The sequence below is a fragment of the Allopseudospirillum japonicum genome (assembly GCF_900108915.1).
In the GTDB taxonomy this organism is placed as follows: Bacteria; Pseudomonadota; Gammaproteobacteria; order Pseudomonadales; family Halomonadaceae; genus Pseudospirillum; species Pseudospirillum japonicum.
The window spans coordinates 162,282-186,896 of the sequence record NZ_FNYH01000004.1; the positions used below are offsets into that span (position 1 = coordinate 162,282).

22 protein-coding genes are annotated in these 24,615 nt (G+C 45.3%); 13 read left to right on the top strand and 9 right to left on the bottom strand.

Annotated features, from left to right (window positions below; genetic code table 11):
• Positions 1–26: 26 nt before the first annotated feature.
• The 3 genes from BMX05_RS05815 to BMX05_RS05825 form a co-directional block, all read right to left on the bottom strand.
• On the bottom strand, positions 27–788 hold the full coding sequence (locus BMX05_RS05815) for an SDR family NAD(P)-dependent oxidoreductase (protein ID WP_093309024.1): 762 nt from the start codon (positions 786–788) through the stop codon (positions 27–29).
• A gap of 81 nt (positions 789–869) precedes the next feature.
• On the bottom strand, positions 870–2,543 hold the full coding sequence (locus BMX05_RS05820; RefSeq protein WP_093309025.1) for an AMP-binding protein: 1,674 nt from the start codon (positions 2,541–2,543) through the stop codon (positions 870–872).
• Between the two features lie 292 nt (positions 2,544–2,835).
• Positions 2,836–3,417 carry a TetR/AcrR family transcriptional regulator gene (locus tag BMX05_RS05825; protein WP_093309026.1) on the bottom strand — a complete coding sequence of 194 codons (582 nt, stop codon included), beginning with the start codon at positions 3,415–3,417 and terminating at the stop codon, positions 2,836–2,838.
• Positions 3,418–3,630: 213 nt separating this feature from the next.
• Here BMX05_RS05825 and BMX05_RS05830 point away from each other — a divergent pair, with 213 nt between their 5' ends.
• The gene (locus BMX05_RS05830; protein WP_093309071.1) at positions 3,631–4,812 is read left to right on the top strand and encodes an acetyl-CoA C-acyltransferase; all 1,182 of its coding nucleotides are present in this window, start codon (positions 3,631–3,633) and stop codon (positions 4,810–4,812) included.
• Between the two features lie 70 nt (positions 4,813–4,882).
• Here the strand turns inward: BMX05_RS05830 and BMX05_RS05835 are convergent, their stop codons facing one another.
• The 3 genes from BMX05_RS05835 to BMX05_RS05845 form a co-directional block, all read right to left on the bottom strand.
• Positions 4,883–6,409, bottom strand: coding sequence for a SpoVR family protein (locus tag BMX05_RS05835; RefSeq protein WP_093309027.1), 1,527 nt, complete (start codon positions 6,407–6,409; stop codon positions 4,883–4,885).
• Positions 6,406–7,689: a YeaH/YhbH family protein gene (locus tag BMX05_RS05840; protein WP_093309028.1), complete on the bottom strand. Its 1,284-nt coding sequence runs from the start codon at positions 7,687–7,689 to the stop codon at positions 6,406–6,408. Before BMX05_RS05840 ends, BMX05_RS05835 begins: the two co-directional genes overlap by 4 nt.
• 134 nt (positions 7,690–7,823) lie before the next feature.
• On the bottom strand, positions 7,824–9,746 hold the full coding sequence (locus BMX05_RS05845; protein ID WP_093309029.1) for a PrkA family serine protein kinase: 1,923 nt from the start codon (positions 9,744–9,746) through the stop codon (positions 7,824–7,826).
• A gap of 610 nt (positions 9,747–10,356) precedes the next feature.
• On the opposite strand from BMX05_RS05845, the gene rpsF reads away from it, so the two are divergent.
• From rpsF to dnaB, 5 genes are all read left to right on the top strand, one after another.
• A complete protein-coding gene (rpsF, locus tag BMX05_RS05850) occupies positions 10,357–10,782 on the top strand; it encodes a 30S ribosomal protein S6 (protein ID WP_093309030.1) in 426 nt (141 codons plus the stop codon).
• 31 nt (positions 10,783–10,813) lie between these two features.
• Complete coding sequence (gene rpsR / locus BMX05_RS05855; RefSeq protein ID WP_093309031.1) at positions 10,814–11,041, top strand: 30S ribosomal protein S18; 228 nt, start codon at positions 10,814–10,816, stop codon at positions 11,039–11,041.
• Between the two features lie 78 nt (positions 11,042–11,119).
• The gene (locus BMX05_RS05860) at positions 11,120–11,968 is read left to right on the top strand and encodes a hypothetical protein (protein WP_093309032.1); all 849 of its coding nucleotides are present in this window, start codon (positions 11,120–11,122) and stop codon (positions 11,966–11,968) included.
• A gap of 33 nt (positions 11,969–12,001) precedes the next feature.
• On the top strand, positions 12,002–12,448 hold the full coding sequence (rplI, locus tag BMX05_RS05865) for a 50S ribosomal protein L9 (protein WP_093309033.1): 447 nt from the start codon (positions 12,002–12,004) through the stop codon (positions 12,446–12,448).
• A 112-nt stretch (positions 12,449–12,560) separates the two neighbouring features.
• Complete coding sequence (gene dnaB, locus BMX05_RS05870; protein ID WP_093309034.1) at positions 12,561–13,958, top strand: replicative DNA helicase; 1,398 nt, start codon at positions 12,561–12,563, stop codon at positions 13,956–13,958.
• Positions 13,959–13,976: 18 nt separating this feature from the next.
• On the opposite strand, the gene BMX05_RS05875 is transcribed toward dnaB, so the two are convergent.
• The 3 genes from BMX05_RS05875 to BMX05_RS05885 all read right to left on the bottom strand — a co-directional run bounded on the left by BMX05_RS05875 (position 13,977) and on the right by BMX05_RS05885 (position 18,425).
• Complete coding sequence (locus BMX05_RS05875; RefSeq protein ID WP_093309035.1) at positions 13,977–14,429, bottom strand: hypothetical protein; 453 nt, start codon at positions 14,427–14,429, stop codon at positions 13,977–13,979.
• 25 nt (positions 14,430–14,454) lie between these two features.
• Positions 14,455–17,265, bottom strand: coding sequence for a bifunctional diguanylate cyclase/phosphodiesterase (locus tag BMX05_RS05880; protein ID WP_093309036.1), 2,811 nt, complete (start codon positions 17,263–17,265; stop codon positions 14,455–14,457).
• A 203-nt stretch (positions 17,266–17,468) separates the two neighbouring features.
• Positions 17,469–18,425: a putative metalloprotease CJM1_0395 family protein gene (locus BMX05_RS05885; RefSeq protein WP_093309037.1), complete on the bottom strand. Its 957-nt coding sequence runs from the start codon at positions 18,423–18,425 to the stop codon at positions 17,469–17,471.
• 343 nt (positions 18,426–18,768) lie between these two features.
• Between BMX05_RS05885 and iscR the strand changes: the two genes are divergently transcribed.
• From iscR to BMX05_RS05920, 7 genes are all read left to right on the top strand, one after another.
• Positions 18,769–19,248: a Fe-S cluster assembly transcriptional regulator IscR gene (iscR, locus tag BMX05_RS05890; protein WP_093309038.1), complete on the top strand. Its 480-nt coding sequence runs from the start codon at positions 18,769–18,771 to the stop codon at positions 19,246–19,248.
• A 33-nt stretch (positions 19,249–19,281) separates the two neighbouring features.
• Positions 19,282–20,421 (top strand): cysteine desulfurase family protein, encoded by a 1,140-nt coding sequence (locus BMX05_RS05895; protein ID WP_245710454.1) that lies wholly within the window; start codon positions 19,282–19,284, stop codon positions 20,419–20,421.
• A 23-nt stretch (positions 20,422–20,444) separates the two neighbouring features.
• The gene (locus tag BMX05_RS05900; RefSeq protein ID WP_093309040.1) at positions 20,445–20,768 is read left to right on the top strand and encodes a HesB/IscA family protein; all 324 of its coding nucleotides are present in this window, start codon (positions 20,445–20,447) and stop codon (positions 20,766–20,768) included.
• 311 nt (positions 20,769–21,079) lie between these two features.
• Positions 21,080–21,508: a nucleoside-diphosphate kinase gene (gene ndk / locus BMX05_RS05905; RefSeq protein ID WP_093309041.1), complete on the top strand. Its 429-nt coding sequence runs from the start codon at positions 21,080–21,082 to the stop codon at positions 21,506–21,508.
• Between the two features lie 97 nt (positions 21,509–21,605).
• Complete coding sequence (gene rlmN, locus BMX05_RS05910) at positions 21,606–22,769, top strand: dual-specificity RNA methyltransferase RlmN (protein ID WP_245710491.1); 1,164 nt, start codon at positions 21,606–21,608, stop codon at positions 22,767–22,769.
• Between the two features lie 81 nt (positions 22,770–22,850).
• Positions 22,851–23,618 carry a type IV pilus biogenesis/stability protein PilW gene (gene pilW / locus BMX05_RS05915; protein WP_177166808.1) on the top strand — a complete coding sequence of 256 codons (768 nt, stop codon included), beginning with the start codon at positions 22,851–22,853 and terminating at the stop codon, positions 23,616–23,618.
• A complete protein-coding gene (locus tag BMX05_RS05920) occupies positions 23,611–24,597 on the top strand; it encodes a RodZ domain-containing protein (RefSeq protein WP_093309044.1) in 987 nt (328 codons plus the stop codon). The genes pilW and BMX05_RS05920 overlap by 8 nt, the downstream gene beginning before the upstream one ends.
• The last annotated feature ends 18 nt before the right edge of the window (positions 24,598–24,615 follow it).

Genomic DNA, 24,615 nt, shown 5'->3' on the forward strand with positions numbered 1-24,615 from the left:
GCGAGAGGTTTTTATTGGCACAGGTATCACACCATACGAATGGCACCATCTAAGCGGATGACTTCACCATTGAGGTAGTCATTCTCGATAATGTGCGCACACAAGCGAGCGAACTCATCGGGTTTACCGAGACGTTTCGGAAAGGGAACCGCAGCAGAAAGCTGTTGTACGGCTTCGTCGGGAATATCACTCATCATAGGTGTCTCAAAGACCCCAGGTGCTAAGGTCATCACGCGAATGCCATGACGTGAAAGTTCACGCGCAAGGGGCAACGTCATACCAACAACCCCAGCTTTGGAGCCTGAATAAGAGGCTTGTCCCACTTGACCATCAAAAGCGGCGATTGAAGCGACATTAATCATCACGCCTTTGCTGCCTGAATCTTGTGCAGGATTTTTAGCCATAGCCGCAGCAGCCAAGCGATTCACGTTAAAAGTGCCAACAAGATTGATTTTGATGCCGCGGGCAAACTGTTCTAAATCGCCAGGATTGCCTTCGCGATCAAGGACCTTTTGCACAACTACAATACCTGCACAGTGCACTACGCCATCTAAACGACCATAAGTTTCCACAGCCAGATTCACGGCGTTACGTACATCTTGTTCTGAAGTCACATCAGTACAGATAAAACTGGCTTGCTCGCCGAGCTCTGCGGCCAATTTTTGCCCTTCACGATTAATATCCGCAATAACAACATTCGCACCTTGTGCAACGAGGTGACGGCTTGTCGCACCACCTAAACCTGAAGCACCGCCTGTCACTAAAAATGTACCTTGTGCAATTTGCATCCTTGAGGTCTCCAAAGCGAGGGGAAAGTGAATATCAAATTGATTGTGTGAGGATGCCGCAGCATCCTCAACGACTGTTCATTATGCCTGTGGGTTTTTAATGACACCTTCATTAGCGGCTTGATTCCGTAGCATAAAGCGCTGGATTTTACCACTTGGGGTCTTAGGAAGTTCCGCAACAAATTCTATTTCACGCGGGAAGGCATGGGTGGCTAAACGTTCGCGTACTAAAGCTTGGATTTCTTTGACGAGGGCATCTGAGCCTTGATAGCCGGATTTAAGCACCACATAAGATTTGATAATGTGGCCACGTAAATCATCTGGTTTACCCACTGCGGCCGATTCGGCGACAGCTTCGTGCTCTAGTACAGTATTTTCTACATCGGTTGGGCCAACGCGATAGCCCGCGGTGGTGATAATGTCGTCATCACGGCCATCAAACCAGAAAGTCCCATCATTACGCTCGTAAACGACATCACCGGTCAGATAATACTTACCGTGGAAGGGTTTTTTCTCTTGCCAAGTGTAACCTTGGAAGAAGAAAGCCGGTGAATTTTCCATATCAATGGCAAGCTCACCTTCTTGGCCTGGACCCAATTCTTTAAATTCGTTATCCAAAACTGCAAGGCGATAACCCGGTAAAGGGACGCCCATAGCGCCGACATGCTTTTCATGCTCAAGTGCATGATGGTTACAACAGGTCATACCAGTTTCAGTCTGACCATATTGATCCATCACTGAACAGCCCAACACATCTGCAACCCAGTTGACCACTTCGGTATTCAAAGGCTCACCAGCGGAGTTAGCTACACGTAATTGCAGCTGATCCGTTTGGCCTTCGAAAATACCGCTGGATTTCATCATCCGATACGCAGTTGGTGCAGAAGCTAGGTTGGTAATCTTACGTTGAACTAGGAAATCTAAAGTGTTTTCTGCAGTAAAGCCGGCTTCGTTAAAGTGGGTGCCTACACCTAAAAGTAGAGGTCCAGTAATACCATAATACAAACCGTATGCCCAACCTGGATCGGCCATATTCCAATAGACATCGTTATCACGCAAATCAATGGCGTAACGCATGTAGAGATAAAAAGCGAGCAAGGCTTTTGTCGGTACCGCAACCCCTTTTGCCTTACCTACGGTACCTGAGGTAAACATTTGTAAGAAAGGATCTTCTGCACTGACAATCACAGGTTCGCATACGGTAGATTGTTCTGCAAAAGCACTTGCAAAGTGTACATCACCCCAGTTTTGTGCTTCTGCTTCTGTGCCCACAAGCACCATCTTAGGGAGCTGGCTAATTGGTTTGAATTTGTCACGATTGGCAGGATCAGTGAGTACAACCTTGGTTTGTGCTTGACCTAAGCGATATTCCAATGCTTCATAACCAAAAGCGGTAAATAAAGGCTGATAGACAGCACCCAAACGCCATGCACCTAGTACAGTAAATAACAACTCTGGTGTACGTGAGAGCATACAGGCAACACGGTCACCCTTTTGCACCCCAAGCGATTGCAATAAATTGGCCATCTGCGCGGATTTAGCGTCTAACTCCGCGAAGGTATAGCTTTGCTGGCGACCTTCTAGCCCTTCATAGTGCAAAGCAATACGTTCTGCTTTACCTGCTTCTATATGCTTAGCACAACATTCCACATAAGCATTAAAGCCCTGCTCTAAGCTCCCTTGCATCAAAGCTTCTACTGAATCAAGGGAAAATTCTGCCATAAAGGCGGCATAGTGTGTTGTATTTAGCGTCATCTGCTCTCTCCTAGAAGATGCTGTAGGTCTATTATTCTTGTTATCCGCAGTACCGGAAAAAGGCGTCAAAGCTTAATGACTTTAACGTTAACGTCAATCTAACGCTAAATAAAAAGGGGACGCAAGCCCCCTTTAAGATCAAATTTTGCTGGCCAAGGGATACTTTGGATGTACCAAGAGATTTTTAGCCTGCAAGGTACCCTAAGCTAGGGTTAATGGGCACCCTATTCAAACTAGCAAGCGCTTGGTTTGGCTTCAATCTAACGTATTTTAATGTAAAAGCCAAGATGCTCTAGTTGAAATGCGTTCGATCCATCAATAAGTTCACCAAAGCCAATGCCAGGTCATCTGGCGTGCGCTGACCTTGAGGGTCATACCATTGCACTGTCCAATTTAAAGCACCTAAAGCAAAGTGTCTTACAACACTCTCTTCCCCGTGCAGCACATCGGCTTGGATACATTCCTGAATCACACTACGCCATAAACTTTCATATTCATCACGTAAGCCTACTAAATGATGCAGGGACTCAGGCGTGAGACTGCGCCATTCATACAAGGCAACCACATGTGCATTTCTATCTGTGAGCAAGGTACTTAAATGCGCCTTGGTCAAGGCCAAAAGTTTATCCTGTGGATCTTGTACACCTTCCAAAGCTTCGTGAGCAATTTGCATGGCAGATTGCATGCCGCTTTCAATCACTGCACATAAAATGGCCTGTTTGTCAGTAAAATGGTGAAAGAGGCTGCCTGATTTAATCCCCATCGCCTCAGCGAGAATTCGCACTGTAGTGCGCTCATAGCCTTGTTCAAAAAAGAGGCGAGCTGCAATGGCAACCAGCTCCTTGCGTCGTTTTGAGTTATTAGTTAGAGTCATTCTTATTCTAGCGCTTGCTCGGTTTTAGATAAAAAGTGTTTAAAATTAAGCATAGTCCACTGGTAGAGGTCAACCTATTGACTGGGATAAGCCAAGGTTCAGCTCAAGCTTGTATTCAGTGATTTAGGTATTAATGCTTGACGTTAACGTATACGTCATGGAAATAATGTCATTATGGCTGTTATTCATCATCAGAAGATTAAAGAGGTTTTTATGCAAGAAGATGCCATCGTTATTGTACAAGGTGCGCGTACTCCTATGGGCGGTATGATGGGTTGTTTTGCTAGCATGACGGCACCTGAACTAGGCGCAGTTGCTATTAAAGAAGCCATTGCACGTGCTGGTTTGCAACCGGCAGATATTCAAGAAGTGATTATGGGCTGTGTTTTGCCCGGTGGTGTAAAACAAGGCCCTGCGCGTCAAGCGATGATGCAAGCCGGTATTCCTGTAGAAACAGGTGCAACCACAATCAATAAATTGTGCGGCTCTGGCATGAAAGCCGTCATGTTAGCGCACGATCTGATCAAAGCTGGCACCAATGACATCATGGTTGCAGGCGGTATGGAAAGCATGAGTAATGCGCCTTATGTGATGACTAAAGCGCGTGCTGGCTTGCGTTTAGGGCATGGTGAAATCAAAGATCATATGTTCCTTGATGGTTTGGAAGATGCGCGTACAGGCAAGTTGATGGGGGTGTTTGCCCAAGATATCGCTGATGAGCGCGGTTACACACGCGAATCTATGGATCAATTTGCCATTGAATCCCTCAATCGTGCAAAAACTGCGATTGAGCAAGGTAAGTTAAAAGCAGAAACGGCATCTGTCACTGTCAGCACACGCAAAGGTGACGTGCAAGTGGTGGATGATGAGCAGCCACACAATGCCAACATTGAGAAAATCCCTAGTTTGCGTCCTGCATTCAAAAAAGATGGTACTGTGACCGCAGCGAACGCCAGTTCGATTTCTGATGGTGCTTCTGCGCTTGTGTTGATGCGTGAATCCACTGCAAAAGCCCGTGGTCTTACGCCTATGGCGCGTATTGTCGCACACGCAACTAATTCACGTGAGCCGTCCGAGTTTACCTTGGCACCAATTGGCTCGATTGAAAAAGTACTTGCCAAAGCTGGCTGGAGCCTAGATGACGTTGATTTATTTGAAATCAACGAAGCCTTTGCTGTTGTTACCATGTTGGCTATGGATGGGCTAAATATTCCTCATGAAAAAGTCAATATTTATGGAGGCGCTTGTGCGCAAGGCCATCCTATCGGGTCTACCGGTTCGCGTATTCTTGTGACCCTGATGTATGCCTTGCAACAAGAAGGTAAGCGTAAAGGGATTGCTTCTTTATGTATCGGTGGCGGGGAAGCCACTGCCGTTGCGATTGAATTGCTTTAAGCTGATTTTGATCTGCCTAAACCGCTTACTCAAAGTAAGCGGTTTTTTATAGGTAGGATCACAAAAGCCTTTAATGGCTATGTGGATATTGGTATTTAACGATTACTTCTTCACCTTCACAGCTTTGCAAATGTACTGGAAAACCCCAAAGCGCATGGATATGTCGCAACACGGCAAAAGTATGCTTATCTAACGGGCGCCGTTGGCTACGCTGGTGTCGTAAAGTTAAAGAGCGATTGCCACGAATGTCGGCATTCCACACTTGAATATCAGGCTCACGCAAACTCAAATTATATTGACTGGCTAACAAACGCCGCACTTCTCGATACCCCATCTCATCATGAATCGCGCTAATTTCGAGCTCACTTTTTTGATCATCATCTAACACAGAGAAAAGATGCAAATCACGCATCACCTTGGGTGAGAGATACTGCAAAATAAAAGACTCATCCTTAAAATGACGCATCGCAAAATGCAGGGTTTCTAACCAATCTGCCCCAGCAATTTCGGGGAACCACTGTCGGTCTTCTTCTGTTGGTTGCTCGCAGATACGCTTAATATCCGTGTAAATTGCAAAGCCTAGTGCGTAAGGATTAATCCCTGAATAATGAGGACTATCAAAAGGCGGTTGATAAATCACACTGGTATGTGATTGCAAAAATTCAAGGATAAACCCCTCAGTGACCAAGCCATCATCATATAAGCGGTTCATTAGGGTGTAGTGCCAAAAGGTCGCCCAGCCCTCATTCATGACTTGCGTTTGTCGTTGTGGGTAAAAATATTGTGCGATTTTGCGCACAATACGCACCACCTCACGTTGCCAAGGTTCCAATAAGGGTGCATTTTTTTCAATAAAGTAAAGAAGGTTTTCTTGCGGCTCTGTGGGGTAACGTGGCGGAGATTGAGCATCCGCTTGTTTATCTCTAGCTTGCGGAATCGTCGTCCATAAAGCATTCACTTGTTGTTGTAGATAGTTTTCACGTTCGGCTTGACGCTTACGTTCTTCTTCTGCAGAAATGGGTACAGGACGCTTATAACGATCTACCCCATAATTTTGCAAGGCATGGCAGGCATCGAGCAAATTTTCTACGGCATCGACACCATATTTTTGCTCACACTCACTCAGGTATTGGCGCGCAAACATCAAGTAATCAATAATGGCACTGGCATCAGTCCAAGTTTGGAATAAGTAGTTGTTCTTGAAGAAACTATTATGACCGTAGCACGCGTGTGCAATCACTAAAGCCTGCATCATCAGGGTATTTTCTTCCATCAGATAGGCAATACAAGGATTAGAGTTAATCACTAACTCATAGGCAAGTCCCATTTGTCCACGTTTGTAAGATTGCTCTACAGAAAGAAAATGCTTACCAAAAGACCAATGATGATAACCTACAGGCATCCCAATTGCTGCATAAGCATCCATCATTTGTTCACTGGAGATAATCTCAATTTGGTTGGGGTAAGTGTCTAAACCATACTCACGCGCTAAACGAGCAAAAGCTTGGTCATAGGCTTCGATCAGTTCAAAGGTCCACTCAGAGGTGTTAGACAGTGGTTGTTTGTCTTTCTTGGTAGTATAAGACGTTGGACTCATAGACTGGCCCTCCGCTTAAAGAGCTCACGAAATACTGGGAAAATGTCTTTTTGGTCCACAATCTGTTGCATCGCAAAACGTTCTGGATGCTGGGCACGGATTTGCTCGTATTCTTGCCATAATGCTTGATGTTCGTGCGGCGTGATTTCTACATAAGCAAAATAGCGTACTTTGGGCAGCAAAGCCTCTTCTAATAAGCTGGCACACTGGCTGGAATCATCATCCCAATTATCACCATCGGAAGCCTGTGCACAGTAAATATTCCATAAGCTGGTAGGATACCGTTTATCAATGATCTCATTGACCAGCTTGAGGGCGCTGGAAACAATAGTACCGCCGGTCTCACGTGAGTAGAAAAAATCTTGCTCATTCACTTCACGCGCACTGGTATGGTGACGCACGAAAACTAAATCAATGCGTTCATAATGGCGCTCTAAAAATAGATACAGTAATAAAAAAAAGCGTTTAGCAATGTCTTTGTGGTTTTGAGTCATCGAACCTGAAACATCCATAATGCAAAACATGACCGCTTGACTGGATGCCACCGGCTCTTGTGCAAAATGGTTGTAACGTAAATCATAGGTGTCAAGAAACGGGATTTTCTGTAAACGCTTTTGCAAGTGTGCAATTTGTTGTTCCAATTCAGCGACTGCTTGGAGATCGACAGGCGCTTGCGCTTGCAAGTGTGCCAACTCTTGTTCAGCGGCTTTCAGGGCTTGGCGTAGACTAGAACCCATGGCTAAACGTCGGCCATAAGCAGAACGCATAGAACGCACTACATTGATTCGTGAGGGTGTTCCTTCACGAATAATGCCAGCATGGACTTGACGTGTATGCTCAATTTGCGCCAATTCGGTACGCTCAAGATTGGGCAATTCTAGGTCATCAAACAGAAAGTCTAAAAATTCTTCCCGAGTCAGTGAAAATACGAAGGTATCTTCTCCTTGACCATCGGGACTTGCAGATCCAGAACCACCGCCACCGCCTTGGCCTTGCCCACCTGCAGGAGGACGTGCAATACGATCACCTGCGTGAAACTCACGGTTGCCAGGATGTACATATTGACGACGCCCACCTTGTCCATGCTGAAAATTGGGCTCATCAATTTCACGTGTTGGAATACTGATTTCTTCACCACGCTCCATATCTGTAATAGAGCGCCGATTGACTGCATCTGCTACCGCTTTACGAATATGCTCTCGGTAACGCCGCAAAAAACGTTGACGGTTCACGGCGCTTTTATTGCGCCCATTCAGGCGACGATCGACAATATAACTCATACATTTTGCTCCCCCTGCCCAAAGTAGCTGCACCTTATATTGACATTTTTGCTTGTGTACTTTGGTAGCAGCGCCTTGATACCAACCTTTTAGGAGCAGTTTGGTCAGCCAGCCTGCCCCTTTATGTTTGCGGCCTAGTGGGATTTACGCACTCTCAGATACCACTCGGAAAGCAAACGCACTTGTTTTTCGGTATAGCCACGTGCCTTCATACGAGCGACAAAATCTTCATGCTTTTTCTGATCCGATGTAGAAGCTTTCGCATTAAAGGAGATGACCGGCAGCAATTCTTCTGTGTTAGCGAACATCTTGTGTTCAATGACACTTTTGAGTTTTTCATAGCTTTGCCAGCTGGGGTTGTGGCCGTTATTTTGTGCCCGTGCTCTAAGGACAAAATTCACTACCTCATGGCGGAAGTCTTTTGGGTTAGAAATCCCTGCTGGTTTTTCAATCTTTTCTAGCTCTTCGTTTAAAGCACTACGATCGAAAAGCTCCCCAGTTTCTGGATCTCGGTACTCTTGATCTTGAATCCAGAAATCGGCATAAGTGACATAGCGATCAAAAATATTTTGTCCATATTCACTATAAGATTCTAGATAAGCGGTCTGGATTTCTTTACCAATAAACTCGATATAGCGCGGTGCTAACCACTCTTTTAACACACGTACATAATGTTCGCGTGTTTCTTCGGGAAATTGCTCTTGCTCGATTTGCTGCTCCAAAATGTACAAAAGGTGCACAGGGTTAGCAGCGACCTCTGTGGTGTCAAAGTTAAAAACACGTGACAAAATCTTAAAGGCAAAACGGGTGGATAAACCGTTCATTCCTTCATTGACGCCGGCATCATCTCGATATTCTTGAATAGATTTCGCTTTAGGATCTGTATCCTTTAAATTTTCACCATCGTAGACGCGCATTTTCGAGAAAATACTGGAGTTTTCTGGATCTTTCAGTCGTGATAATACAGAAAATTGCGCCAGCATTTTGAGGGTATCAGGAGCACACGGTGCCTCTTTCAAAGAAGAGGTCTCTAGTAACTTTTGATAGATTTTAATTTCATCGCTGACACGTAAACAGTACGGCACTTTGACGATATAAACCCGATCAAGAAAGGCTTCATTTTTCTTATTATTTTTAAAATTTTGCCATTCACTTTCGTTAGAGTGGGCCAAGACAATCCCATCAAAAGGAATAGCACCCATGCCTTCGGTTGGATTGTAATTGCCCTCTTGCGTGGCTGTTAACAAAGGATGCAAGACTTTAATGGGGGCTTTGAACATCTCGACAAACTCAAGTAACCCTTGGTTGGCACGACATAGGCCACCTGAGAAGCTATAAGCATCTGGATCATCTTGTGCGTAATGTTCTAATTGACGAATATCGACCTTACCCACCAAAGAGGAAATATCTTGGTTATTTTCATCACCAGGCTCGGTTTTAGCGACCGCAATTTGATTCATCCGTGAGGGATACACTTTAACGACACGAAATTGGCTAATATCGCCACCAAATTCACGCAGGCGCTTGACTGCCCAAGGGGAAGGAATGGCACGTAAATAACGCTTGGCAATGCCATATTCATTAAAGAGCAAATCGCTATCTTCTTCTGCATCAAAAAGACCTAAAGGGGATTCGTAAACAGGGGAGCCTTTTAAAGCATAGAAGGGTTCGTGTTCCATTAAAGCTTTAAGACGTTCTGCTAACGAGGATTTGCCTCCACCGACAGGCCCTAACAAATATAGAATTTGTTTGCGTTCTTCCAAACCTTGCGCTGCATGGCGGAAGTAAGACACAATTTGTTCGATAGCCTCTTCCATGCCATAAAATTCAGTAAAGGCTGGATAACGACGAATCACCTTATTAGAAAAAATACGCGATAGCCGTGGGTGCCGTGAAGTATCAATCACTTCTGGCTCACCAATGGCCATCAGCAAGCGTTCTGCCGCACTGGCGTAGGCTTTTGGATTATCACGACATAATTGCAAATATTCTTGCAATGAATATTCTTCTTGGCAGGTACGCTCGTAGCGGTTTTGAAAATGCTCAAAGATGCTCATAAGTCGCCTCCTCGATGGCCTCGGCTGCGTCTACAGGCAAAAGGGCGCTTGCAACTAGCCTAAGGAACCATAAATTGTCTGTGGATCTGCTATAGGTAGAACACAAGGCTCGGTGAGCATTGGCTCACTAGAAACCAACTAGAAAAGAATTCTAACTGCTTTCTAGGTTGATCATCACGATAGGGTGAACAAGTCAACTCATCAAGCTAGCACGATTGTATGGCACTATTGTTAATGAAGTTATCATTAAAACTCTTGATGATTGTTATGAATGTAGCATTAATTGAGCACTTGTACAGAGTTAAAGAAAAAGATATCTACTAAATGACACTTTGTTCGGGTAGAAATCGCTTGAGGCAAGCAAGCTGCTTTTTTAGCAACTCGATTAACACTTGCACTCCTTGCAGGAGCTAGTTAGAATTGCCGCCGCTGTTTTATTAGGGTACCTTGCTTGAAGCTAGGTTCCGCAATTTTCGAATTCGGTTGTAATCTGTCCTACGTATCCCGTCTACAGGTTATCTTCCCTCCTTGCTTCTTTACCTTCACACCATCTCTGCTAGCTAGCAAGGTTTGTTAGGGAAAAGAAGCTGCAAAACCGCAAGGAGTTATAATGCGTCATTACGAAATCGTATTTATGGTTCACCCTGATCAGAGTGAACAAGTTCCAGCGATGATCGAACGTTACACTACCATGGTGACTGAATCTGGTGGTCAAGTACATCGTTTGGAAGATTGGGGCCGTCGCCACCTTGCTTACCCAATCAACAAATTGCACAAAGCGCACTACGTCTTGATGAACGTAGAAACAACAGGTGATGTTGTTGATGAGCTTAGCGATATTTTCCGTTATAACGACGCTATCATCCGTAACATGATCCTGCGCACGGATGAAGCCGTTACTGAAGCCTCTCCTATCATGTCTGCACCTGCACGTGATGAGCGTAAGCGTGACGACCGTGCAGAAGCACGTGCCGCTGCTGCAGGCGATGATGACGATGAAGACGAAGACGACGATTTAGACGCGTCTGACGATTAATCCCATCCACTTAACTTTAGGAGAGTAACTCATGGCACGTTTTTTCCGTCGTCGTAAGTTCTGCCGTTTTACCGCTGAAGGCGTTCAGCAAATCGATTATAAAGATATCGAAACTTTGAAAGGCTACATCACAGAAACAGGTAAAATTGTTCCTAGCCGTATTACAGGAACCAAAGCACGTTATCAGCGTCAATTAGCCACTGCAATTAAACGTGCACGTTACTTGGCTTTGTTGCCTTACACTGATCGTCACCTATAAACACCTGAATTCAGGCAAGTTCTGCGCACTTTAGGCAGCTAATTTCCTAAAGGCGCAAGTTACCAGCTTAGGCTTATCATGCGAGTACTCGCCGAGTTTGCACTCAAAAGCCCGCTTCAAGGGATGTTTATTGCTGCTTTATCCGCGGCTATACCCTTTATGTTTTGGCTTAGCGCTGCCCTTGTGGCTTTGGTCAGTCTGCGTCAGGGGGCAGCCAAAGGTGCAAACTTGTTGGCAGCTGCCTTGTTACCTAGCCTGTATTGGTGGCAACAAGGCGACCCAACGACCTTAATTATGGTGCTGGGTGCTTGGCTATTAGCCGTGTACTTGCGTGCAAGCATTAGTTGGCCGCAAACCTTGATGTTAGCCACGGCTTACATGGCTTTAGTGTCCATAAACATCCAGTGGTTAACACCTGAGGTCATGCAAGCCTTATTGCAAAACTTACAGACACAAGCCGTTGGGGATTGGTCTGAGCTTGGCTTGGGTGCTAGCTTTGATGTGCAAACTGCACTTGCTGGCATCATTGAAGGGTTAATCAGTGCTGTACAGTTGATCTTTTTGCTCGCTAGCTTGATGCTAGCGCGTTACTGGCAGGCGCATTTGTTTAACCCAGGTGGCTTTGGCACAGAATTTAAAGCACTGCGCCTTAAGTCTTGGCAAATGCTCACTTTAGTTTTGGTAATATTGCTCGCGCCTAGTTTGGGAGCTTCTGGGGTATTTTTAATACCTTTGTTAAGCATCCCTTTGATTTTGGCAGGGCTTGCTTTGGTGCACGGTGTATTAACGATCAAAGACATGGGAAGTACCTGGATCGTGCTTGTATATGCAGGCATCTTCTTTGTAGGGCCTCCCCTTATTCTGTTATTGATTCTGGCAGCTGTAATAGATACTTGGGTCGATTTTCGCGGCCGTGTATCCAAATAGCAGTTTGTTAGGAGCAAACGAGAGGTTAACGAGATGGAAGTTATTCTACTCGAGAAAGTAGGTAAATTAGGCGGCTTAGGCGACGTCGTTAAAGTAAAAAATGGCTATGGCCGTAACTTCTTATTGCCTTACGGTAAAGCAGTGCCTGCCACTGAAGAAAACAAAGCAGGCTTTGATCAGCGTCGCGCAGAACTCGAAGCAGCTGCTCGTGCGCGCTTTGAAGACGCCCAAGCACGCGCAGAAGGCTTGAACGAAATCGAATTGTCGATCTCTGCAAAAGCCGGTGATGAAGGCAAATTGTTTGGTTCTATTGGTCCACGTGATCTTGCAGAAGCTGTGAGCCAATCAGGTATCCAAGTAGCGAAAAGTGAAGTGCGTATGCCTGACGGTCCTATTCGCACTGTAGGTGAGTACGATATCCGTGTTCATTTACACCCAGAAGTTGATGCCTTGGTGCGTGTGATCGTTGTTGCTGAATAATTTCAACTAAGCGATTTTTACTAATCGCACATAGTGGAAACACTCAAAGGCATAGACATTTTCGTCTATGCCTTTTTTTGTCTTGCCTGATGACCCAAAAAGGTGATTTTTTATGCATGCTCAGCATTCGCTTATGCCGACCGCCGCTCATCCTAGCAAAACACCTTTATATTCAATGGAATCTGAGCAATCTGTGTTAGGCGCACTTTTGATTGATGAGGAGGTTTGGGAGCAGGTACAAGAAAAAATTAGTAGCCACGAATTTTATCGTTTAGAACATCGCCAAATTTATCAAGCTATTGCTGATTTAATTAGCGCACAAAAAGCCGTCGATTTGATTACTGTCTTTGATTATTTAAAAAATAAGCAACAAGACGAACAAATAGGTGGTATGAATTACCTAAGTGCTCTAATCGAAAATACACCCAGTGTACGAAATATTAGTGCATATGCGGATATTATCCATGAATATTATCTCGTACGTAGCTTATTAAAAGCAGCGAATGAAATTGCAGATCAAGCAGCAAACTATAATAACGCGAGTGCAGAAACCTTACTCAATGAAGCAGAAAGGCGCATTTTTGCGTTAAATGAGCAAAAATCGCAGCAGAATAAAGCTTTAGGCATGTCTGAGCTTTTAGCTAGTACGATTAATCGTTTAGATGAATTGTACCGATTAAAAGGTGGTTTAACTGGGCTGGGTACTGGATTTGATGAATTAGATCGCATGACCTCAGGACTGCAAGCAGGTGAATTAGCGATTATTGCTGGACGTCCGTCCATGGGGAAAACAACCTTTGCGATGAACTTGGTTGAAAATGCCCTCCTGCATACCAGTGCTCCTGTGGTGGTTTTTTCTTTAGAGATGCCTGCCGAGCAGCTGATGATGCGTATGTTTTCCTCTTTAGGGCGGATTGATCAAACGCGTGTACGTACAGGACAGCTAGAAGATAACGACTGGCCTAAAATCACCAGCGTGATGAATATGTTGCAGGGCAAGCCTTTATTTGTGGATGCGTCTGCTGGTTTAAGTCCAAACGATTTATTTACCCGTACACGCCGTATTGCCCGTGAGCAAGGGCAAAACCCTGCTTTGATTATGGTCGATTATTTGCAACTGATGCAGGTACCAGGTGCGGAAAGCCGTACAGCAGAAATTTCCGAAATTTCGCGTGCGCTGAAAAGTCTTGCCAAAGAGTTTAAATGCCCTGTGGTTGCTTTATCCCAGCTCAGTCGTAAGGTTGAAGAAAGGGTAAATAAACGCCCTATGATGTCGGATTTACGTGAATCAGGTGCAATTGAGCAAGATGCTGACTTGATTGCTTTTGTGTACCGTGATGAAGTTTACAATAAGGATAATCCAGAAAATAAAGGACTAGCAGAAATTATTATTGGTAAACAAAGAAATGGGCCAACAGGAACCGTACATTTAGTCTTCTGTGGCCAGTTTACCCGCTTTGATAATCTGGCAGATGAGAGTTTGCAAGATTATGCACAAGCTTATCAATAAAGATCTCACCTTGCGTTTTTAACATAAAGCGCAACGCAGACGGCGGGTATCATAATGCTGATACATGCGTTGCCACATGATAGGTGCTTGATCTGCTCCCAAGGTTTCTTGGTGCAGATCCGCAGTATAAAAAATCTCTAATGCCTGTAAATCTTCTGTTAGCGTTCGAATCACATATCCACTAAAAGCCGTCCCAAAATGACCTACAGGTGCGGGGGCAGGTGCATCTTGCGTTAGCCAAGCTTGGACGTCTTGATCATCTAGGCGTACTTGAATACAGGTTTTTGCTTCCTGCAAATAGCGTGCTTGCATGGTTGCGATAGTCGCTTGATCAGCAAAAACCCCTAAATGATAGACAGGCTCACCTTCTTGTAAAGCCAGTAAAAAATCTTCCTGTGTGCTGACATATAACGCCCAGTAAGGCCCTTGCTGATTCGGCCAAGCAGCCTGTTTAAAATGCACCTGATTCATTCAATTGATCTCCAAAAATAAGGGTTTAAGCCTGCCATTGTTGTAACTGCTGACGGATTTGAACACAACGTTCCGCCAACTCTTGTGCTGTGACTGGCGGACTAAATAAATAACCCTGAATCAAATCACATTGATGGTCTGCCAGAAAATCAAGTTGCTCGCGTGTTTCTACCCCTTCGGCAACGACCGCAATTTTTAGTTTTTGCGTCATTGCAGTGACTGCACTAATAATGCTCATATCATCTTGATCATGTGGAATTTCTTGAATGAAGGAGCGATCAATTTTCAAGGAATGTACAGGCAGTTGCTTTAAATAACTTAAAGAAGAATAACCAGTTCCAAAATCATCAATAGATAAAGAAATGCCTAACTGCTCCAAATCATGCATCATAGGTAAACTTTGATCAATTTGCTCCATCAAGGTGGACTCGGTAATTTCTAGCTCTAGTTGATGCGGGTTGAGCCCAGTACGCTGCAAAATGGCTCGAATGGCTTCCACTAACTCAATATCTCTAAACTGGCGTGGTGAAATATTGACAGCCATATATACTGGCTCTCCCAGTAAATGTTGGAACTTCACTGCATCTTGGCAAGCTTGCTCAAGAATTTGATAGCCTAACTCGACAATGAGGCCAGTTTCCTCGGCGACAGGCACAAAATCTAAAGGGGAAATAGTGCCGCGCTCAGGATGCTCCCAACGTACTAAAGCTTCTAAACCGACGACACGTCCTTGCGATAAGCTAATTTGTGGCTGGTATCTTAGGCTAAATTCGTGGCGCTTTAACGCATGACGTAACTCGCTTTCTAGCATCAGCTGTTCAGAAGCGCGCAAGTTCATCTCTGCGGTGAAAAATTGATAATTATTGCGGCCTTCGCTTTTAGCGCGATACATAGCCAAATCAGCATTTTTCATTAACTCAGTGATATCATCGCCATCATTTGGGGCCAAAGTGATTCCAATCGAGGTAGTTACAATCACATTGTGATTTCCCAGTTGAATTGGATCGGTTAACGCGGCAATGATTTTTCTTGCCACAATGGCCGCATGTTCTAAATGCTGGAGCTGCGGCAAAAGTACCGTAAATTCATCACCACCTAAACGCGCAATACTATCTGAACTGCGTACACAACGGCGTAAGCGTTGCGCCACTGTGACTAAAAGCTGATCCCCTGCATCATGGCCCAAGGTGTCATTGATGCGTTTAAAACGATCTAAATCGAGATATAACAGCGCGGCCTGTTCACGGGTACGTTTTGCCGCGCGTATGGCTTGTTTGAGACGCTCGCGGAATAAACGGCGGTTTTCTAATCCTGTTAAAGTGTCATAAAAAGCCAGTTTTTCCATCTGTTGATGGGCGCGCTTTAGTTCGCTGATATCTTCACTCACTACGACGTAATGGGTAATTTCTTGCTTGCGATTACGTATAGGGGAGATGGAAACCATAGACCAGTAAGGTGCACCTTCCTTGCGTTGAAACTGTACCTCACCTCGCCAATGACCATATTTGCGTAAATTGCGCCAAATGCGCATACGTGCTTCTGGGCGTGTATTGGCATTAAATAAATGCTGAATGGGCTGGCCTGTGACTTCTTCTGGGGCATAGCCAGTTAAAGCGGCAAAGCGATTATTGATATACTGGATTTCACCTTGGCGCGCAGCAATCAAAATAGCACTACCGCTGTGTTCTAACGCATTGGAAAGTAAGCGTAATTTGAGTTCTTGCTGACGTTGTTGCGTCACATCAATCGACACACTTAACACTGCGGAATTAAAACCTAAATCATCCTGATAAATTAATTTACTCGTATGAAATAAGCGTTCTTCACCTTGCGCATTGCGAATACGTTCTTCTTCCATATTGCGCGCTTGTCCTGTATCCAAGACTTGGCGATCGCTGCGCTGGGCTTGCTGGTGGGCTTCTTGATCATTGGTTAGCTCACCGACAGTACGCCCTATCATTTGTTTAGGTGAGCAATGATAAAGCTTTGCCGTGGCATGATTGGCCAGAATAAAGCGTCCGTATTTGTCACGGGCATAAATCATATGAGGGACAAGATCAATCACATGACGTAAACGTGTTTGGCTTTTCTCACGTTGGCGCACTAATTGGGCCATTTGGCGCGCCATGATTAATGCAATGCTCATAATCAACAAGATGCCTGCAAATAAGGGCATCAGTACACTGCGTACTAAATCACGCCCCGGTGTAGGACGTGTGTATACCAGATAACCGACCACATCTTGACTTGGTGAATATAAGGCATGGCCCTGCATGTCTTTAAGTCTTGGGCGAAAGGTGCTGAACTGCAATTCAGGAAGTCGATAATTTGCTTGTAGATGTTGTAACCAAAATGTATCAACTACTTGTAATTTAAGTAGTAATTGTCGCCGCGCATCTTGTGCAGGTACAGGAGCCAAAGCATATAAATAGGGGGTTGCTTCTATTAATAAACTGCCTTGCTGTGGTGCCGTATATTTGAGTGGTGGTAATTTCTGGATATGCTTATATTCAGGAGCGCAAGTATAACGTGCTAATAAGCTCAGTTCTCGATCGAGCAATAATAAACACGTGGATCCCATACTTGCTTGTAAACGTGGATTGACAGCAGCTGGTGATGGGGTATCAGGTAATAAACTTAGCCAAGCTGCTCCCTGTTGTGCTTGGGCACGCAAACTCGCTTGCACTTCTTGCAAAGCCACCTCTAGACGATGGGCCGTTTCTTGTGCCGCCTGTTGGTCTAAACGACTGGCAGCCACAAGTAAAATCGCCACTAACGCAGCAATACTGCACAAGGTGACGGCTAAAAAAGGGGTAAGGGTTCGCAAAGACCACATAGATAACTTAAGGCTCTTGTCTTGAGAAGGTTTCAATCGTTGGTTCCCGTTTTCCTACCTAAGCAAAGAGTCCATCTGCAAAAGGGCACACAAGGGCCTTGTCCTGAATTTAGTCGACTTAGAAAACATGCGTGCAGCATGCTAGCAAATACCCAATAGAAAAGAAGGGTTGATACTGCATCAATTTGTGAACTTATCAAATATCACGCGGATAAATTGAGCAAACTACCCGAAGGATAAGGCATGCGTGCGCCTGACATACCTACAAGGTGCGAAAAGAGAATTTGCCCTAGAGGTGAATAGGCATCGTTAGGAAAAGCAGGACGAATACTTGCTACCTGCAAAGATTGTGGCCGTTTGCGTGCAAACTGGATACTCGGTAAACCTGCGTCTTCTTGTTTGTTTGCGCTCGCAGACTCAACCGGTGTGCCGGAGAAGGTAAAAGATGCACCAGCACGACCATGTAACGCTTGCTGTTCTGTACGCTGGCGTGCTATTTCAGCACGTGCTTGACTGACGACTGCTTGGGCTTCGGCGTGCACACGTCTATCTTGCGATGAGGGTTGCTCTGGTGCCAAAGCGGCTTGCATGACTTTTTCAGCATTACGCAAGGTCGCTTCCGGATCACCACTGACAGGCGAGAACTGAATGTCAACCTCACCACTGACAGCATACTGACGCCCATCTGGGCCTTCAACATAATCATATTGAGGTGAACCAGCAAGTTCACCGCCTGCAGCAGCATGGGCTTGCTCGTGGCGACGTACCTCAGCATCACGCGCGGCGAGTTCGCGCACAATCGCTTCTTGCTCTTGCTCAATTTGCTGTTGCTGTTTTGCTAAGGCTTGACGTTTTTGTTCTAGCTCATCATCAGAAAAACGGCCATAAGTGGCCGCTTCCTGCGCTTGACTATCAGTGGCACTAGTTTTTGTGCTGATACCCTTAGCGGCACTTGCATCTTTAGTATGACGTGTATTTTGCACTTCCTGCGCTTGTGATGAACTAGAGATTGCTTGAACAGCTTGCTGAAAACCCACTTGATTTGCCGAGGCAGCCTGATTGGCTCCAGCTTTATGTGCTGGAGTGACCTGAGGCGTTTGTTGGTAGCGGCGAACAAGCTGCATGTAATAATTGTCGTTACCTGTGGATGTAGCACGCATGGGGCGGGCCTCGTAAGTTAGTCGCCCTAAAGTTAGGCTCGCAAAAGAAATCTTTCCCTATAAAACGACCAAAACTGATCAATCTTGAGCCTTTTAGCGCGGATAAGTTACCTAAATCACCTATGCATGCACTTAGCATAAAATTCTGGGATGCCTCTCGCATGCGTCTGATGCTAAGTATACTCTATTTTTCACAAGAAGATGTAAGCTCCTACCAATAAAAGATAGCTTATACACACAAGTTTTTTGATAAACTTGACCATAATACTAGGTCTTAGCATAATGCCTGTTAATAAGCCGCAATTTTATGACCCATCTTGATGAGCACAACAGGTATTCCCTTATGCGACTGACCACTAAAGGACGCTATGCAGTCACCGCCATGCTGGATTTGGCACTGAATGCAGAGTCCGGCCCGATTAGCTTGGCAGATATTTCTCGCCGCCAAGAAATTTCTCTTTCTTATTTAGAACAGCTTTTTGCGAAATTAAGGCGTCAGCATCTTGTAATCAGTGTTCGTGGCCCGGGAGGGGGTTATCGCTTGAGCCGCTCAAGTGATACCATTTCTATTGCACAAGTGATTGATGCAGTTAATGAATCGGTTGATGCAACTCGTTGTAATGGGCGTGGTGATTGTCGCCAAGGTGATACCTGTTTAACGCACCACCTGTGGTGTCGTCTTAGCCGACAAATTCATGATTTTCTCAGCGCCATTACCTTGGCCGAGCTGGTCGAACAGCAACAACAAGGGTGTCGCACTTCAGCTCACAAACTGGCATCTCAGGATCAATTTACCCCAATTTCTCTGTTATCCTCTTCTTAATGTGTCATTTACAGAGATAACAAGGAGCTTGAGGTGATTTATTTAGATTATGCTGCAACTACACCGATAAGTGCAGAAATTGCGCAAAAAATGCTGCAATTTATGACCTTAGAAGGTTGTTTTGCTAACCCTGCATCACGTTCGCATATGTTAGGTTGGCAAGCAGAACAAGCCGTCGAACACGCGCGCGCGCAAGTTGCCGATTTGATTAAGGCCGATGCTCGTGAGCTGGTGTGGACTTCTGGGGCTACAGAGGCGAATAATCTGGCAATTTTAGGTTTAGCTGCGCAATTTCCACAGAAGCGTCACCTGATTACCTCTCAAATTGAGCACAAAGCGGTTTTAGATCCTTGCAAAGTATTGCAACAGCAAGGCTATCAAGTGACCTATCTAGCGCCAGATGCCCAAGGACGTATTCAAACACAGCAAGTGCTTGAAGCTTTGCGTGAAGATACCTTGTTGGTCTCTTTAATGTATGTCAACAATGAATTGGGTAGCCTTAACCCTATTGCGGATATCAGCGCACATCTGGCTTCTCATCCGGCGCATTTTCATGTGGATGCTGCACAAGCCGTAGGTAAATTTCCACTCGATTTGCAAGCGTTGCAAGGGATAGATCTTCTATCAATAAGTGCTCATAAAATGTATGGCCCTAAAGGGGTTGGTGCTTTATTTGTACGCAGAGGCTTACGTTTGCAAGCGCAAATGCATGGTGGTGGGCATGAAAGAGGGATGCGTTCAGGAACGCTGGCAACCCACCAATTAGTCGGTATGGGAGAGGCAGCGCAGCTTGCACACACTTGCTATCAAGAAGACCATGCGCATGCGTATAGGCTAAGACAGACCTTGCTAGAGATCTTATCTGATTTGCATGATTGGCAAGTCAACGGGGCCGATGAAAATCACCAAGCTCCCCATATTGTCAGTCTAACTTTTGCGGGTATTGATGCAGAAGCGCTACTGATGGCTGTGCCTGAATTAGCACTGTCTACAGGCTCTGCTTGTAATTCAGCCACGTTAGACCCTTCTTATGTATTAACCGCCATCGGCTTAACACGCCAACAAGCATTGGCGTCTATCCGTCTTAGTATGGGCCGCTATACCAAGGTGCAAGAAATTCAGATTGCAGGTGAGCAATTAAAAGCAGCCGTCAAGCGCTTAAGAGGTTCATAATCCATCATTAAAGGAGTTTTCTCATGGGCATTCGTTTAACATCCAGCGCATTAGCACATGTTCAGCAGTGTTTACAGCAGCAAACCCAAAGTATAGGTTTGCGTATCAAAGTGAAACCGAGCGGTTGTTCTGGTTATGCCTATGTTCTTGATTTTGCTGAACATATAGATGAAAAAGATCAAGTTTTCGAGCAAGAAGGGGTCAAAGTACTTGTCGATACGGAAAGCCTCAAGGTAATTGATGGTACTGAGGTTGATTACGTCCAAGAAGGCGTAAATCGCTTTTTCCGTTTTAATAACCCAAATGTCAAAGATGAATGCGGCTGTGGTGAAAGTTTTAACATCTGACCTCGCGTGAGCTCAAAACCCAATGAGCGTCTTACCTCCTACTTGATAGGCTTTTGGGATGGGACAGCGTATAATGCCGGCCTTAAATTGTTTCGGCAGGACGCTTGTGTGATTTTGTTGACCTCCTTGCAAAAGATACGCACTTTTTTCCTGTATTGACATCCTAATAAGCGTGTCAACACTGGTGAGTATCAAAATGCCAGTAAAATAGGGATGAAATCTCAATTACCCAAGGTCCCAATGCTATACTTTCTTTTCTTGGGCGCTGCTTGAACTAGGTGCGCACCGGTTTTTTATATGGAGATCAACTCATGGCTGTTGAACATACTTTATCTATTATCAAACCTGACGCCGTTGCAAAAAATGTCATTGGTGAAATTTATGCTCGTTTCGAAAAAGCAGGTCTGCGCATCGTTGCGGCTAAAATGCAGCATCTATCACGTGAGCAAGCCGAAGGTTTTTATGCGGAGCATAAAGAGCGTCCTTTCTTTAAAGACTTGGTTGATTTTATGACATCCGGTCCAGTGATGGTTCAAGTACTGGCTGGTGAAGACGCCATTGCGCGCAACCGTGAACTGATGGGCGCGACTGATCCGCAAAAAGCAGCGGCAGGCAGTATTCGTGCTGATTTTGCTTCTTCTATTGATGCCAACGCGGTTCACGGTTCAGATTCTGCCACCTCTGCAGAACGCGAAGTGGCCTACTTCTTTAGTGATGATGAAATCTGTCCGCGCGACTAATTAACAACTGCATCATCTGGCCAAAATCTAGTCTAGATTAGGTTTTGGCCTTGGCTCTTCGGTTTCCTCCTGCCCAATTAAAGATACCTTTATGTCTATGCCGTCTTCTTCCTTATCTTTAGCCACTGATGCTGCAGATCTTGCCTCTGCGACCACAGAGAAAACGAATCTTCTTGGCATGACGCCCCAAGCGTTAATCGACTTTTTTCAAACTTTAGGCGAGAAAAGTTTCCGTGCGACTCAAGTGCTTAAATGGATGCACCATTATGGGGTCGATGATTTTAGTCAAATGACGGACTTAAGTAAGGGGTTGCGTCAACGCCTGAGCGAGGTTGCCGAAATTCGTGCGCCTAAGGTGGTGTACCACCACTATTCAGAAGATGGCACGCGCAAATGGGTATTAGAGGTGGATGCTGGCAGCTATGTTGAAACCGTGTTAATTCCAGCGGAAAGTCATCGGCGGACCTTATGCGTGTCCTCACAAGTCGGGTGCTCACTTGATTGCAGCTTTTGCTCCACAGGTAAACAAGGCTTTCAGCGTAATTTATCTGCGGCTGAAATTATTGGCCAAGTTTGGGTCGCGCAGCGTTCCTTTGGGCCACGTAAAGATACCAGTAACCGTCCAGTGACCAATGTGGTGATGATGGGAATGGGCGAGCCTTTACTGAATTATGAACCTGTACTCGATGCCATGCGTTTGATGCTGGACGATAAAGGCTACGGTTTATCAAAGCGCCGTGTCACCTTGTCGACGTCTGGAGTGGTGCCTATGATTGAGCGCCTTGGTGATGACATCGATGTTTCTTTGGCTATCTCGTTACATGCGGCAACCGATGAACTAAGAAATGAGCTAGTACCGATTAACAAAAAATACAACATTGATGCTTTGATCACAGCTTGCCAAGGTTACTTAAAAAAATGTGGGGATAAGCGTGTGATCACCATAGAGTACACCTTGATTGATGGCGTCAATGATAGCGTCACAGATGCCAAGGTGTTAGCACAGCGCTTGCAAAGCTTACCGTGCAAAATTAATCTGATTCCTTTTAACCCTTTCCCAAATACTCAGTATCGAAAGCCTTCTCGTAACCGTGTGATGGCATTCCAGCAAGCCTTGTACGATCTTGGGTATACGGCTACGATTCGTTCCACCCGTGGTGATGATATTGATGCCGCTTGTGGGCAACTAGTAGGTCAAGTGCAGGATAAAACACGACGCAGTGCAAAATATCAGCAGGTCATCGCGACTTCCGCGCCCTAGAAATAACCGCGTGACCTGATACTTGTATTTTGCGTTTAACGTCTTGTGTTTAACCAAGCTGTCTACGACATGGAGAACCTGATGATCAAGATTTTCGCTTATATCAGCTTACTTTTCTTGAGTATCAGTCTAGGTGCTTGTGGCTCTATGGCACCTTCTCCAAAGTTACAAAGCGCTCAAAATGTGCAAGAAGCCTATACCGCCTTAGGCATTGGGTATTTGCAAAAACAAGACTTAGAACGTGCTCGCTACGCCTTTGCACGTGTTTTGGAATCCAACCCGCAACACGCACAAGCTTTGCAAGGGATGGCGCTGATTTATCAAACCGAACAAGAATCTCGGTTGGCTGAAACTTATTTTCAGCAAGCACTTAAAGCACAACCAGAATTTACCTTGGCACGTTATAATTACGGTGTTTTTTTATATCGACAACAAAAATATGCGCTTGCTTGTGCTGAATTTGAACGCGCATCCCAAGACACTTTCTATCCACAGCGGGCACGTATTTTTGAAAACATTGGTCTTTGTCAATTACAACGAGGACGTACCCAAGCGGCACAAGCGGCCTTTATCCGTGCACTTCAGTTAGAACCTCAGAATTCGCGTGTACATCTGCAGTTAGCACGTTTATATTCTCAAGATCATGACTATGTCACCGCTTGGAAGCATTTTCAGCATTATTATCACTTGGGCAATGTGGATGCTGAGGGGTTAGGTTTAGGCATCCAAATTGCGGATGCCTTGCCACAAACCCCTGCTTTGCTTTCTCAGGTGATTAAGCATCTTGCCCGAGTTTATCCAGATTCACCTGAGTATTTACACTATAAGGATTCCTTGCATCATGAGTGAAAAAACGGAAGCCCCATCTACACAGGAATCATCCACACCTGAGATTAAGCGTCCTGGAGAAATTTTACGTGCTGCCCGTGAAGCACGTGGCTGGACACAAGAAGAAGTTTGCCAGAAACTGAATCTATTACCCTCGTATGTCCCTGCATTAGAAAATCATGAATTTGATATTTTGCCTGGCAAAACTTTCGTGCGTGGTTATTTGCGCACGTATGCGCGCTTGTTAGATATCGGCCCTGATGAAATCATGACGGCCTATTACCACTATTTCGCCGAACAAGATGCAGAACCCCAACATAGCCCTTTACAAAGCATCAAGCCAGAACGTGAAGAAAGCACTTGGGCCCCCAAAATTATGACCTTGCTGGTCGTTGTGGTGGTTGTGGGTTTAGCTGTTTTCTGGTGGCAAAGCCGCAATCCAAGCGAAGTGGTTGCCATGCTTAATGATAATAATGCACCGATTGCTGTCGATACCCTAGATGGGCGCACTATCCTTGAACCTGTGACAAGCCCGCAAGCCACTCCTAACCCAGAAATTGCACAAGATCCAGCGAATCCTTCGGTGACAGAGGAGGAGGCAACAGCGGATGCAGAGGCAACGGAAGTCAGTACCACACAGGAAGCGCAAGCGACAACAGAAGAAACACCTGCCACACCAGAGACTGAGGAAACTGCGACAGATCAAGCATCAGCGGCACCAGAAAATACTCAAGGTCCAGCGGCAGCGGCTAATGCACAGAACAAACTGGTTTTGGTTTTTAAAGAACGCTGCTGGCTACAGATTAAAGATGCTGATAATAAAACTCTACTTTCAGGTATCCGTCAGCAAGGTGAAGAAGTGACTTTAGAAGGTCGCGCACCCTTTAACTTGAATATTGGTAATGGTGGCGGTGTGCGTGTGTATTATCAGGGCGAAGAAATTTCTGTTGCAGAGCATGTCCGTGCCAATGGAACCGCGCGTTTTAATGTAGGCGCTTAATTTACTTATGGATTCACT

Coding starts and splice junctions, on each gene's coding strand:
- BMX05_RS05815 (WP_093309024.1), bottom strand. CDS start 788: ATGCAAATTGCACAAGGTACATTTTTAGTGACAGGCGGTGCTTCAGGT.
- BMX05_RS05820 (WP_093309025.1), bottom strand. CDS start 2,543: ATGACGCTAAATACAACACACTATGCCGCCTTTATGGCAGAATTTTCC.
- BMX05_RS05825 (WP_093309026.1), bottom strand. CDS start 3,417: ATGACTCTAACTAATAACTCAAAACGACGCAAGGAGCTGGTTGCCATT.
- BMX05_RS05830 (WP_093309071.1), top strand. CDS start 3,631: ATGCAAGAAGATGCCATCGTTATTGTACAAGGTGCGCGTACTCCTATG.
- BMX05_RS05835 (WP_093309027.1), bottom strand. CDS start 6,409: ATGAGTCCAACGTCTTATACTACCAAGAAAGACAAACAACCACTGTCT.
- BMX05_RS05840 (WP_093309028.1), bottom strand. CDS start 7,689: ATGAGTTATATTGTCGATCGTCGCCTGAATGGGCGCAATAAAAGCGCC.
- BMX05_RS05845 (WP_093309029.1), bottom strand. CDS start 9,746: ATGAGCATCTTTGAGCATTTTCAAAACCGCTACGAGCGTACCTGCCAA.
- rpsF (WP_093309030.1), top strand. CDS start 10,357: ATGCGTCATTACGAAATCGTATTTATGGTTCACCCTGATCAGAGTGAA.
- rpsR (WP_093309031.1), top strand. CDS start 10,814: ATGGCACGTTTTTTCCGTCGTCGTAAGTTCTGCCGTTTTACCGCTGAA.
- BMX05_RS05860 (WP_093309032.1), top strand. CDS start 11,120: ATGCGAGTACTCGCCGAGTTTGCACTCAAAAGCCCGCTTCAAGGGATG.
- rplI (WP_093309033.1), top strand. CDS start 12,002: ATGGAAGTTATTCTACTCGAGAAAGTAGGTAAATTAGGCGGCTTAGGC.
- dnaB (WP_093309034.1), top strand. CDS start 12,561: ATGCATGCTCAGCATTCGCTTATGCCGACCGCCGCTCATCCTAGCAAA.
- BMX05_RS05875 (WP_093309035.1), bottom strand. CDS start 14,429: ATGAATCAGGTGCATTTTAAACAGGCTGCTTGGCCGAATCAGCAAGGG.
- BMX05_RS05880 (WP_093309036.1), bottom strand. CDS start 17,265: ATGTGGTCTTTGCGAACCCTTACCCCTTTTTTAGCCGTCACCTTGTGC.
- BMX05_RS05885 (WP_093309037.1), bottom strand. CDS start 18,425: ATGCGTGCTACATCCACAGGTAACGACAATTATTACATGCAGCTTGTT.
- iscR (WP_093309038.1), top strand. CDS start 18,769: ATGCGACTGACCACTAAAGGACGCTATGCAGTCACCGCCATGCTGGAT.
- BMX05_RS05900 (WP_093309040.1), top strand. CDS start 20,445: ATGGGCATTCGTTTAACATCCAGCGCATTAGCACATGTTCAGCAGTGT.
- ndk (WP_093309041.1), top strand. CDS start 21,080: ATGGCTGTTGAACATACTTTATCTATTATCAAACCTGACGCCGTTGCA.
- rlmN (WP_245710491.1), top strand. CDS start 21,606: ATGCCGTCTTCTTCCTTATCTTTAGCCACTGATGCTGCAGATCTTGCC.
- pilW (WP_177166808.1), top strand. CDS start 22,851: ATGATCAAGATTTTCGCTTATATCAGCTTACTTTTCTTGAGTATCAGT.
- BMX05_RS05920 (WP_093309044.1), top strand. CDS start 23,611: ATGAGTGAAAAAACGGAAGCCCCATCTACACAGGAATCATCCACACCT.